This is a genomic window from Actinokineospora diospyrosa, assembly GCF_024171925.1.
Classification (GTDB): domain Bacteria; phylum Actinomycetota; class Actinomycetes; order Mycobacteriales; family Pseudonocardiaceae; genus Actinokineospora; species Actinokineospora diospyrosa.
In genome coordinates, this window is sequence record NZ_JAMTCO010000004.1 from 30,199 (window position 1) to 41,932 (window position 11,734).

The window sequence follows — 11,734 nt, forward strand, 5'->3', positions numbered from 1 at the left end:
GCGCAGGGATGCAGGGATGTGCATGTGATCGTAATTGGTCTAAACCAGCTAACTCAACCGGTCTAGACCAATTATTTCCTTCCCAGTTCTCACGGGCTTCACACACCGGTCATCGGATGATCGCGTGAATCGCCGGCCACCGCGCCGATCTGATGGTCCGAGGTGGACGGTTGACCGGTTCAGCCCGGGTCGAGGTGATCCCATTTTCCCAGTACAGGCATAGGGAACCGCTATGCATTGTTGGGATGGGCGCGGCGGCGGGGGCATGGGGCACGCTCGGTGAGATCCGATCGCGCGCTGTGCACCGCGGCGCGCGAAACCCCTGCGGGTCCGGCCCACCCTGCCTACGCCGGGCCGGTCCCGCGACGCGAGGAGGTGCGCAGGGTGTCCATCACCCGCCGTTCCGCGCTGGCGATGACCGTGGCCGTTGGCGCTGCCACGGCCATGTTGGCCGGCGTCTTCCCCGGGGCGAACGCCGCCCCGTCCCCCACAGCGCAGCAGCCCGGCACGAGCTACGTCTACCGCGTCCCCGGTGGCGTCGCGAAGTCGGAATCGCTGCTGCGCGAGGGTTTCGACGTGCTCGAGGAACGCCAGGGCGGTGACCTGTTCGTCATGGGTCCCGCCGAGGTCGGTGGCAAGCTGCGCGCCAGCGGCCACCAGGTCCAGGTCGAGCAGGTCCTGCCCCCGCTGACCTGGACCCCGCCCGCCCGCAGCGGGCAGGCGGCGAGCCTGGACGCCAAGGTCGCCGAGGAGACCTACTACGGCGGCTACCGCACGGTGAACGCGCAGTACGCCCACCTCGACCAGGTGGCGCGCGAGCACGCCGCGCTGGCGACCGTCGTGGACTACGGCGACTCGTGGCGCAAGAGCCGCGGCTCCGGCGGCTACGACCTCAAGGCCATCTGCATCACCAAGAAGAACACCGGCGACTGCGCGCTCTCCACGGCCGCTCCCAAGCCCCGGTTGTTCGTCATGGGCCAACTGCACGCCCGCGAGATCACCACCGGTGACGTCGCCTACCGCTGGATCGATCACCTCACCGACGGCTACGGCACCGACACCCAGGTGACGAACCTGCTCAACACCACCGAGGTGTGGGTCGTGCCGATCGCCAACCCCGACGGCGTCGACATCGTCCAGCGCGGCGGGTCGTACCCGTACCTGCAGCGCAAGAACGCCAACAACACCAACGGCGCGGGCTGCGGGACCACCGGCGGGTCGAGCCAGGTCGGCATCGACCTCAACCGCAACACCAGCTCCGGCTACGGGGTCGGCAGCAGCACCCAGCCGTGCTCGGAGACCTACCGCGGCGCGAGCGCCAACTCCGAGGTCGAGACCAAGGCCCTGCAGTCGCTGTGGCGGTCGCTCTACCGCGACCGGCGCGCGACAGGCACCACCGCGGCCGCGCCTGCCGACACCACCGGCATGGTCATCAGCATGCACAGCTACTCGAACATGGTGCTGTTCCCGTGGGGCTTCAACTCCTCGGTGAAGTCGGGCAACGACGCGAGCCTGCGCGCCATCGCCCGGCAGATGGCGTCGCTGGCCGGTGGCTGGCGCTACGGGCAGCCCGGCGAGATCCTCTACAACGCCGGTGGCGCGACCGACGACTGGGTCTACGACGACCTCGGCGTGTCGAGCTTCGTCTGGGAGATCGGCAACCCCAGCGGCACCTGCTCCGGCTTCACGCCCGCCTACTCCTGCCAGACGAGCCTGTACTGGCCGAAGGTCAAGGGCATGCTGCTGTACGCGGCGAGCAAGACGGCACGGCCGTACTCGAGCTAGACGGTTGAACCGCGGGGGCGCCCAGTCGACACAGGGGCGGCGGCACCCCCACCCCCGCCGGGGCGATGCCTGCGCTCCCGCGGGGGACATGGCGGGGCCGGGCGCACCCTCACGCGCCCGGCCCCGCGACTCCCCTGATTTTTTTCACACGGCTTTTCACGTACTCCCTGCCCTCAACGGGGGTGCACGCTCTATGGTGTACCCGTTCCCCCGGGAGGGCGCCTGACCGACGGGAACGCGTTCACGGGTCCGTGCCCTCGCTGTGACCCGAGCGCCGGGTCTGGTCGCGTCATGCAGGGGCGCGACCAGACCCTGTAAAACCCGCTCCGGTATTCGGTGTAGAGACCGTCGAGCGACCCCTGCGCCCCCCAGCACCGCGCCGCACCCGTGCCGTCCCGGGTGCGGCGTTGAGTTCTTTGTGGACCGACCGTGCCCGGCCGATCACCCGCGGCGCCCGGGTGGACCGGTCCGCGATCGGCGAGTGGACCGGCCCGGCGCACCCGGGGCTGATTTCCTCCGAGCGTGGACGAACCGCTAGCCTGTCCACCGTGGACGCCCTGGACATCGCCGCCGCGGCGGCCGCCGTCGGCGCCGGTCTGGTCGCCGGGCTGTTCTTCACCTTCTCCGTGGTCGTGATGCCCGCCCTGGCGCCGCTGCCCGCCGAGGTCGGCGTGGCGACCATGCGCTCGGTCAACCGCGTGATCATCAACCCGCTGTTCCTGGTCCTGTTCCTGGGCACCGGGGTGCTCGGCGTGCTCGCGGCCCTCGCCGGTCCGTGGCCGAGGGTGCTGGGGGCCGCGCTCTACCTGGTCGGGGCGTTCGTGGTGACCGGGGTCCGCAACGTGCCGTGGAACACCGAGCTGGACGGGCTCACGCCGGGCACCGCCGAGGCAGCCGAGTACTGGCCCGGCTACCTGCGGCGGTGGACGGCGTGGAACCACGTGCGAACGGTCGCCTCGACAGGGGCGGCCGTGGCCTTCGTGGTCGGGTGACCCACGTTCGGGTGTGCCCACTCGCGCACCGATCATCGCGGCACTGACTATCGCGGGCGAGTGGTGATCATCGAAAGCCGCCGAGCGAACCAGCGGGTTCCTCCCGCACGGGGGTCGTGGCGCTTCCGTAGTCCCAGCAGGACAGCCGCCACCAGGACGCCGGATCCGGCGCCACTGTTCGCCAATACACTGATATTCCGAAATGCGACGGCGGTGGCCGTCTCAGTCGCACTCGACGAGCGGGACCAGCGGCGCGGGGACAGGCGGGGACTCGCGCAGCCGACGGCAGAGCTGTTCGACGAGGTGGTCGTTGGCGTCGTGGTCATTGGCGTCGGCGTTGGCGAGGAAGAATCGCAATAGCGCCTCGGCGGCGTCCGCCCGGTCGACGATGACGGGGTCGCTCACCGGTCGCGGGTAGTCCGATCCCGCAATGCAGTCAGCGGTCACGTCGTAGACATTCTCGCGCATATCCCCCACCCCCTCGAGGTACCGCCCAGTGGCGGTCACGCTGCCAGAATGCCACCCGAACGCCACGAGGTGATCACGATCGGGTGAATTAGCCGATCTTTTTCCGGACCGCCGGTGGAGGTACCGCCACCCTACCGCCATAACACGGCCGAACGGGGGATCACCTGGCAAAAAATAAAATCCAAAAGTGCAAGTTGCAAGCGCATTGCCGTGGTGCACGGTCATAACATGTGGCCATTACATGGACGATATATTAGCCGACCTGAACAATCCGGTGTGGAACGTCGGATCCGATCATTGATCGGCGCGGCGCTAAGGAAGTCCACAACAGTACTCACGACGCCCATCACAACACCAGGTAGCGCGCCGGGACCGCCCCGCGCGGCCAGCGGAGCGCCAACCCCGGCGGGACCCGGCGGCAGGCCGCGGACGAGACCGACCCACCCGTGGTTCTGCGAGGCACTGACGGGCCAGTGCGGCGGCTCCCCGTCCCGCTCCAGGAGTGGGCGTCGGTTTTCGGCGGCCCAGCCCGGACCTGGACGGTGGGCGGGCGGTGGCGCCCGCGGGCGTCCGGCACCGACTGGCCGGAACTGGACTGGTCCATTCCAGCCGCGTCGGGGTGGCCCTCGGCTCGGTGCGGTGCGGCCTGCGGACCTGCCCGGTGTGGGCGCGCGGGGTAGCACGGACTCGTGTCCGCGATGAGCCCGCTACCGGGGCCCGGACGCGCGCGATCCGGCTCATACCGTCCGGTGGGCGCGGCTTGGACGGGCCGCACCGGACGGGTCGGGACAAGCGAACGGGCCGCACCCGGCGTCCAGAGCGTCCATATCGGACTCAGGTCACCAAGCGCGGCCCGCGCGTCGAACTAGTGGCTCGACTCAGGGCGTTGGCCGTGTATCGGCGGGTCCACGGCGTGGCCGGCAAGGCGCCGCAACGTCCTCGTACTGGATGTACTTGGGCGTTTCGGCAACGCCGCCAGGCGCGTCGTGGACGGGTCGAGACATGGTCGACGTTCTGGGTCGCGCCGCTAGCCGGCCAGAGCGCGCAACCGGCGCAGGGTCTCCTCGGCGCCCAACGCCTGGCTGATGGCGTGCAGGTCGGGGCTGCGGGTCGACCCGCTCAGCGCGACCCGCACCAACTGCGACGCCTCGCGGATGGAGCCGGGGTAGGCGTCGGGGTTCTTCTTGTAGTCCTTGGGGCTGCCCGCGAAACCGTGCTTGGCGGCCAGTTCACGGACCTGGTTGAACCACTCCTGCGCGTCGTCGACGTGCTGGTAGCCGTCGGCCAGGTCGCGGGCGTAGGCGGTCACGACGTCGGCGGCGACCCCGAGCGGGGTGACGCGCTCGTCGGTCGGGCCGGTCAGCGGGGTGAACAGGCTGGGCAGGAAGAAGCCGTACGCGGCGCGGAAGTCCGACCACTTGCGCAGGTCCTTGCGCGGGTTCTCCACGCCCTCGCGCTCGACCGCGATCGCCCGCAACGCCTCGTCGCGCTGCGCGTCGAGCGCCGCGAGCAACTCCGCGTCGAACTGCTCGGCCCACACCCGCACGGCCTCGAAGACCTGCTCGCTGGTCAGCGTCGCGATGTGGTCGGCGCTGATGTCCTCCAGCTTCACCAGGTCGACCAGCGGCCCGGCGACGCCGCACTGGTCGAGCCGGATCGGGGTCGCCAGCGCCTCGTCCAGCGGCACCTCGGCGAGGCGGCCGTTGGCCAGTCCGCGCAGGTAGTACAGGATCGCCCGGGCCGGGAACCCCGCCTCGATGTAGAAGTCGACGCCCGCCTCGGGGTCCTTGCGCTTGGACAGCTTCCGCTTGCCGCCGGGGATCTGCTTCATCAGCGGCGCGATGTGCGCGTACGGGATCGGCTCGAAGCCCAGCGCGGCGAACAGCTGCTGGTGCAGCGGCACCGAGGAGATCCACTCCTCGCCGCGGACCACCAGGTTGACCCGCATCAGGTGGTCGTCGACCGCGTGCGCGAAGTGGTAGGTCGGCAACCGCGGCGAGGTGTCCGACGACTTGAGGATGACGGTGTCGTTGCGGTTCGCCTCCGCCTCCAGCGCACCGCGGATCTCGTCGGTGAACCGCACCCGGGGCGCGGTGTCCTCCGGCACCCGGAACCGCACCACATACGGCGCGCCCTCGGCCAACTTCGCCGCCACCGCGTCCGCACCGGCGTCGCGCCAGATCGCCCAGGTCCCGTAGTACCCGGTCGGCAACTTCGTCGCCTGCTGCCGCGCCGAGATGTCGGCCAGCTCCTCCTTGGTGGCGAAGCACAGATAGGCCTTGCCCTCGCGCAGCAGCTCCCGCGCGTACGTGAGGTAGATCCGCTCCCGCGCCGACTGGTGGTAGGGCCCGTACTCCCCCGCCGCGTCCGACTCGTCCGGGTGCAGGTCGAAGTAGTCGAAGGCCCTGGCGAACTGCCCCAACGCCCCCTCAACCTCCCGCGACTGGTCGGTGTCCTCGACCCGGACGAAGTACACGCCCCCCGAATGCCCCGACACGTCCTTGTCAATCGTCGAGACGTACACACCCCCCACGTGCACAAACCCCGTGGGCGACGGCCCGAACCGGGTCACCTTCGCGCCCTCGGGCAACCGCCGAGCCGGGTACCGCTGCTCCCAGTGCTGCGGCTCCGGCAGATCCGCCGGGAACAGGGCATCAATGACCGCACGCTCGAGCATGATCAGGTCCGTCTCGCTTCCAGGGCAGGCAGCTCAATTCCACCGATAGCTTAGCAATCGCAACTCCCCACCGACCCGCTCGCCCGCTCAACCGGGTGACGCCCCCGCGCCCAGTGCACCCCCAGAAGCCGAGGTGCCCCCAGCCCGCCTGGCCAGCCCCTGAACCCTCGGAAGCTGTGGTGCCCATCCCAGCCCCGCCCGAGCCAGCCCTGCCAACCCAGCACCTGAACCCTCGAACGCGACGGTGCCATCCCAGCCTCCGCCAGGACCGACCCCAAACCACCCCGCGCAAGATCATCTGCCGCAAGAGCCCCCGATATACAGCCTAACGAGGAAGCCCGACAGGACCGGGGCAGCGATTGCGGCCTGTGGACAACAGAACGCGTTGTGGACAACCAACCGCCACCCACCTAGCCGATCCCTGGACACTCGGAAGCCGCCATCCCGGCCTCCCTCAGGTCCGCCCCACCCCACGGTGCCCGCCCTGGACACTTGGAAGATCCGGTGCCAGGCCAGCCCGCCCTCGTCGGCCCTGCCAGCCCAGCCCGCGCTCGTCGGTGTCGCTGGTGCCCAGTGCTCGATGGGGTGGACCTGTTTTGTGTGGGGGGACAACACCCGTAGCGTTTCTCGCGGCAGGGCCAGTCTTTTCGGCCCCTGCTTTGCGGACCTGCCACGGGTGTTGTAGGGGCCCCACACAAAACAGGTCCACCCCATCGAGCCGACCGCACTGCCGCGCGACCGGGCCCGATGTTGCCGCCAGGCAACGAGGCGGCTACTCCCCCACGCCCCCAGCGAGATCAGCGAGACCCACATCCCCAATCCGCTCCCGCAACGACCGCCGCCCCAACGCCTCCTCCACCGCCCCCAACAACACACCCAACGAACACGGCAACTCCGCATCCAACTCAGTCGCCGCAGCCGCCGTAGCCGCCCACTCAGCATCCAAGAACGGCAACAACCCCACCGCCCGCTCCGTCAACCGCACGATCCGCTGCCGAGCGTCCGCCCCCGCCTCCAGCGTCACCAACCCATCACGCCTCATCTGCGCGACAGTCTGGCTAGCAGCGGAATGCGTCACCCCCACCCCCTCCGCCAGCGCGCGGATCGAGTGCGCCCCACCAGCGGCCAGCAACCGGATGTACGCGCTGAACCGCGGCCGGTACCACCCCAGCCCCGCGTCGGTGTACACGCGGGCGATGTCGGCCTCCATCAGCTCCAACACGTGCCGCAACCGGGTACCGATGGCCTGCGGGTCGCTCACAGCGCGCAGCCTACTTGACGCCCCCGGCCGTCAGCCCCGCGACGATCCGCCGCTGGAACAGCAGGACCAGCACCACCAGCGGGATCGTCACGATCACCCCCGCCGCCATCTGGGTGCCGAACGGCGAGTCGAAGCTGGTGGTGCCGGTGAACTGGCTGGTGATCACCGGCGCGGTCTTGAGCTCGTTCTTGTTGACCACCGACAGGGCGATGATGAACTCGTTCCACGCCGCGATGAACGTGATGATCGCCGTGGTGAACACGCCTGGCGCGGCCAGCGGCAGGATGACCCGGCGGAACGCGCCTGCCGGGGTGCAGCCGTCGATCTGCGCGGCCTCCTCCAGCTCCAGCGGCATTTGCCGGAAGAACGCGGTCAGGTTCCACACCGCCAGCGGCAGCACGCAACCGACCGAGGGCACGATCATGGCCTGGTAGGTGTTGATCCAGCCGATGCCGGAGAACAGCTCCAGCAGCGGGACCAACAGCGAGATCCCGGGGAACATGCTGGTCGCGATGATCAGCGCCAACACCACGTACTTGCCGCGGAACTCCAAGCGCGCCAAGGCGTAGCCCGCGAACGTGGCCACGAGCAGCACCACCGCGGTGGTCACCCCGGCCACGACGAAGCTGTTGAGCAGCGCGCGGAGAAACCCGTTGCCCGTGGCGAAAGCCGCGCGGTAGGACTCAAGCGACACCGGGTCGGGCAGCGGACCGGAGTCGAAGATGTCGCTGGTGCGGCGCAGGCTCGACACCAGCATCCAGTAGAACGGCGCCAGGCAGTACACCACGATCGCCGCGATACCCAGGTAGCGCCATCTCATCGCGACCGCCTTCCCTTGGTGCCGAACACATCGGCGCCCAGCAGTCGGACGAACGCGAACGCCACCAGGGCCACGTAGACGAACAGCACGACCGCGTACGCCGAGGCCGGCCCGTACTTGCCGAACTTCACCGCCTCTTCGAACGCCAGCACAGTGACCGTGTCGGTCGCCTCTTTACCCGGTCCGATCAGGGTGTAGGGCAGATCGAACATGCGCAGCGTGTCCAGGGTCCGGAACAGCACCGCCACCAGCAGGGTCGGCTTGACCAGCGGGAGCGTGATGGAGAAGAACGTCCGCCACGGGCCTGCGCCGTCGAGGCGGGCGGCCTCGTAGATCTCGGCGGAGATCACCTGCAACCCGGCGAGCACGAGCAACCCGATGAACGGGGCCGTCTTCCAGGTGTCGGCGATGACGACGGCGAACCACGCCTGGACGCCGTCGGTGGTCCACAGGACCGGCGCGCCGGGCAGCAGGTCGTTCGCGACGCCGTCGGCCTGGAACACCCAGCGCCACAACAGACCCGCGATCGCGGTCGGCACCGCCCACGGGACCAGGATCGCCGCGCGCACCAGCGCGCGGCCGCGGAAGGCCCGGTGCATCACCAGTGCCATCAGGACACCGACGACGACCTCGATCGAGACCGCGACGACGGTGAACGTCGTGGTGTTGGTCAGCGCGTTGAGGAACCGGTCGGCGTTCTCACCCGTGAACATGTCGGTGAAGTTGTCGATGCCGACGAACCGGTCGCCCTGCACGAGCAGGCCGGTCTCCGGGTCGATGCCGTCGTTGCGTTGGTAGAAGGCCAATCGGACGGCCGAGATGATCGGGTACAGCACGACCAGGCCGAGCACGAGCAGGGTCGGCGACACCAGCAGCGCGGCGAGCCGTCCGGTGCCCGGGCGGCGGCCCCGCGCGGAGCCGCCGCCCGGCCCAGTGGGGCCCGATGCGGTGGAGTCCGGTCCGGCGGGGTCCGGTCCAGCGGGAACAAGGGTGACCACAACCGACCTCCAGGAGGGCAGGCGGCGGGGCCTGGGGGTGCCCCACCGCCTGCCTGGCTCACTTGGTGAGTGCCTCTAGCTTGCCCTGCAACGACTTCAGCGCGTCGTCGACGGGCGTGTCACCGCTCATGGCGCCGTAGGCGGCTTCCTGGATCGCCCGCGACACCTCCTGGTACTTGACCACACCGGGTCGCTTGGTCGCGCCCTCGATGCTTTTCTTGAGCTGCGTCAGGTACGGGAACTTGGTGACCAGGTCGGCCTCGTCGTAGAGCGCGGACCAGGTCGGCGCCTGCGAGGTCTTCTCCAGGTTCTTGCGCTGCTGCTCCTCGCTGGCCGAGTACTTGATGAAGTCCACGGCGGTCTTCTTGTTCTTGGTGAAGGCGCTCACCGCGTAGTTGTGCCCGCCCAGCGAAGAGGCGCCGGGACCGTCGAGTCCGGGCAGCGGCGCGACGGCGAACTTGCCCGCGACGGCGGAGGAACCGTCGGTCGCGCTGGCCTTGGCGTACTGGTAGGGCCACTGGCGGTGGAACAGCAACTCCCCCGCCTGGAAGGCGCGCCTGCCCTCCTCCTCCTTGAAGGTGCGGGCCTTCTGCGGGATCAGGCCGGACTTCACGCCGTCGACCAGGAACTGCAAGCCTTTGCGCGCGGCGTCGGTGTCCAGCGTGGGCTTGCCGTCCTCGCCCACGACGGAGCCGCCAGCGGAGTTGACGGCCTCGCTGAAGTTGACGGTGAGGCCCTCGTACTTCTCGAACTGCCCGGCGTAGCAGGAGACCCCGGCCGCGGTGGGCAGGACTTTCGCGCACGCCTCGGCGAGTTGCGACCACGTGGTGGGCGCCTTCAGGCCCGCGGCGTCGAGCAAGTCCTTGCGGTAGTAGAGGAGTCCACCGTCGGAGGTGATCGGCACGGCGTAGAGGCGCTTGAAGTACTTGCCGGTCTCGACGGTGGCGGGCAGCAGCTTGTCCAGCGGGAAGTCGGCCTCGGGCAACGGGACGACCCACTGGTTGGCGGCGAACTCGGCCGTCCACACCACATCGAGGTTGAGCACGCCGTAGGCGTCGGAGCGGGTTTGGGCGTTCTGCACCATCTGCTGGCGCTGCGCGTCGGCGTCCTCGGGGAGCTCGATCACCGTGACCTTCTGGTCCGGGTGCGCGGAGTTCCACTCGTCGACCTGGTTCTGCAGGTTGCCCGAGGTGTCCTTGCCGGTGACCAGGGAGATCGGTCCGACACCCTCGAGCGCGGCCGGTTGCGGCGGGGCGGGGCTGCCGGAGTCCGAGCCGCAGGCGCTCGCGCCAAGTGCCAGCGCTGCCGCCGTCGCGGTGACCAGGACGAATCGGCGGGACAGGATCACAAGACCCTCCTACAAAGCGTTGCGGGGGAGGCGGAAACCGCCGAGCACGCGGTGACCGAACCGCCCCGGTGTGGATCGCACTGTTCTCGCACCGGGTGTGCTGGGAAATGCAAAAGTGCACGTCGTTACCGTTTCGTTACCACGCGGTGCGGCATTCGGATGACGCTTTCCGGCAATGCGGGACACTCGCCTGGTGCGCCCGGCGCGGATGGGGCATTCTGGTGGGCCTGCGTGGAGTTTGAGCCTGGACGTGAGGGTGATCGATGGCCGAGGTTCGGTACGAGACGGCGTCGAGGGTGTTCCCAGGAACACCGCCGGTGCGCGCGGTCGACGGGCTCGACCTGTCCATCGACGACGGTGAGTTCCTGGTGCTGGTAGGGCCTTCCGGCTCCGGGAAGTCCACCGCGCTGCGGATGCTGGCCGGGCTGGAGGAGGTCGACGAGGGCAAGGTGTGGATCGGTTCGCGCGATGTCACCTCGGTCGCGCCGAAGGGCCGCGATATCGCGATGGTGTTCCAGTCCTACGCGCTCTACCCGCATATGACGGTCGCGCAGAATATGGGGTTCGCGCTCAAACTTCAGGGGTTGACGAAAACCGACATCGCGGCGAAGGTCCTCGAGGCGGCGCGGCTGCTGGACCTGGAGCCCTACCTCGGCCGCAAACCCAAGGCCCTCTCCGGCGGACAACGACAACGGGTCGCGATGGGCCGCGCGATCGTGCGCGACCCGGCGGTGTTCCTGATGGACGAACCGCTGTCGAACCTCGACGCGAAACTGCGCGTGGAGACCCGCGCGAACATCGCCGCCCTGCAGCGCAGGCTGGAGACCACGACGATCTACGTCACCCACGACCAGGTCGAGGCCATGACCATGGGCCACCGCGTCGCCGTCCTCAAGGACGGTGTCCTGCAGCAGTGCGACACCCCACGCGCGCTCTACGACCGCCCGGACAACGCCTTCGTCGCGGGCTTCATCGGCTCCCCCTCGATGAACCTGCGCGCATCGGTCATCACCGCCGGTGGCGCCACGATCGGCGGCCTCGCGGTCCCCCTCCCCCGGGAATCCCTGTCAGCCATCACCTCGGCGGGGGTCGCGGAGGTGACGCTGGGCATCAGGCCGGAATCACTCACCCCGGTCCCCACAGGTGCCCCCGGCTTCGACGTACTGGTCGAACTGGTCGAAGAACTCGGCGCCGACGCCCTGGTCCACGGCTCCCTCCCCCAAGACCCCGACCTCACCCGCGTAGTGCTGCGGGTGGACGGCCGAACCCCACCCACCCTCGGCGACACCATCCGAGTAGCCATCCGCAACCCCGACGAACTCCACGTCTTCCACCCGGAAACCGGGGACCGCGTCATCTAGTAACGCGGCGCGACCAGCAACGAT

At 69.2% G+C, this 11,734-nt stretch carries 9 protein-coding genes; 3 read left to right on the forward strand and 6 right to left on the reverse strand.

Features of this window, described 5'->3' with window-relative positions; all coding sequences use genetic code 11:
- The first annotated feature begins 384 nt into the window (after window positions 1–384).
- Both LV75_RS07325 and LV75_RS07330 read left to right on the forward strand, forming a co-directional pair.
- The gene (locus LV75_RS07325; protein ID WP_253886023.1) at window positions 385–1,785 is read left to right on the forward strand and encodes a M14 family zinc carboxypeptidase; all 1,401 of its coding nucleotides are present in this window, start codon (window positions 385–387) and stop codon (window positions 1,783–1,785) included.
- A 548-nt stretch (window positions 1,786–2,333) separates the two neighbouring features.
- Window positions 2,334–2,777, forward strand: coding sequence for an anthrone oxygenase family protein (locus LV75_RS07330; RefSeq protein ID WP_253886024.1), 444 nt, complete (start codon window positions 2,334–2,336; stop codon window positions 2,775–2,777).
- Window positions 2,778–2,999: 222 nt separating this feature from the next.
- On the opposite strand, the gene LV75_RS07335 is transcribed toward LV75_RS07330, so the two are convergent.
- From LV75_RS07335 to LV75_RS07360, 6 genes are all read right to left on the reverse strand, one after another.
- Window positions 3,000–3,245 carry a hypothetical protein gene (locus LV75_RS07335; protein WP_253886025.1) on the reverse strand — a complete coding sequence of 82 codons (246 nt, stop codon included), beginning with the start codon at window positions 3,243–3,245 and terminating at the stop codon, window positions 3,000–3,002.
- Window positions 3,246–4,272: 1,027 nt separating this feature from the next.
- Entirely contained in the window at window positions 4,273–5,922 is a 1,650-nt protein-coding gene (locus LV75_RS07340; RefSeq protein ID WP_253886026.1) for a glutamate--tRNA ligase, read from the reverse strand.
- A 772-nt stretch (window positions 5,923–6,694) separates the two neighbouring features.
- Complete coding sequence (locus tag LV75_RS07345; RefSeq protein ID WP_308210886.1) at window positions 6,695–7,183, reverse strand: MarR family winged helix-turn-helix transcriptional regulator; 489 nt, start codon at window positions 7,181–7,183, stop codon at window positions 6,695–6,697.
- A 10-nt stretch (window positions 7,184–7,193) separates the two neighbouring features.
- Window positions 7,194–8,003: a carbohydrate ABC transporter permease gene (locus tag LV75_RS07350; protein ID WP_253886027.1), complete on the reverse strand. Its 810-nt coding sequence runs from the start codon at window positions 8,001–8,003 to the stop codon at window positions 7,194–7,196.
- Entirely contained in the window at window positions 8,000–9,001 is a 1,002-nt protein-coding gene (locus LV75_RS07355) for a carbohydrate ABC transporter permease (protein WP_253886028.1), read from the reverse strand. The genes LV75_RS07350 and LV75_RS07355 overlap by 4 nt, the downstream gene beginning before the upstream one ends.
- A 58-nt stretch (window positions 9,002–9,059) precedes the next feature.
- Complete coding sequence (locus tag LV75_RS07360) at window positions 9,060–10,349, reverse strand: ABC transporter substrate-binding protein (protein WP_253886029.1); 1,290 nt, start codon at window positions 10,347–10,349, stop codon at window positions 9,060–9,062.
- Between the two features lie 263 nt (window positions 10,350–10,612).
- Here LV75_RS07360 and LV75_RS07365 point away from each other — a divergent pair, with 263 nt between their 5' ends.
- A complete protein-coding gene (locus LV75_RS07365) occupies window positions 10,613–11,710 on the forward strand; it encodes an ABC transporter ATP-binding protein (RefSeq protein ID WP_253886030.1) in 1,098 nt (365 codons plus the stop codon).
- Window positions 11,711–11,734: the final 24 nt, after the last annotated feature.

Coding starts and splice junctions, on each gene's coding strand:
- LV75_RS07365 (WP_253886030.1), top strand. CDS start 10,613: ATGGCCGAGGTTCGGTACGAGACGGCGTCGAGGGTGTTCCCAGGAACA.
- LV75_RS07335 (WP_253886025.1), bottom strand. CDS start 3,245: ATGCGCGAGAATGTCTACGACGTGACCGCTGACTGCATTGCGGGATCG.
- LV75_RS07350 (WP_253886027.1), bottom strand. CDS start 8,003: ATGAGATGGCGCTACCTGGGTATCGCGGCGATCGTGGTGTACTGCCTG.
- LV75_RS07340 (WP_253886026.1), bottom strand. CDS start 5,922: ATGCTCGAGCGTGCGGTCATTGATGCCCTGTTCCCGGCGGATCTGCCG.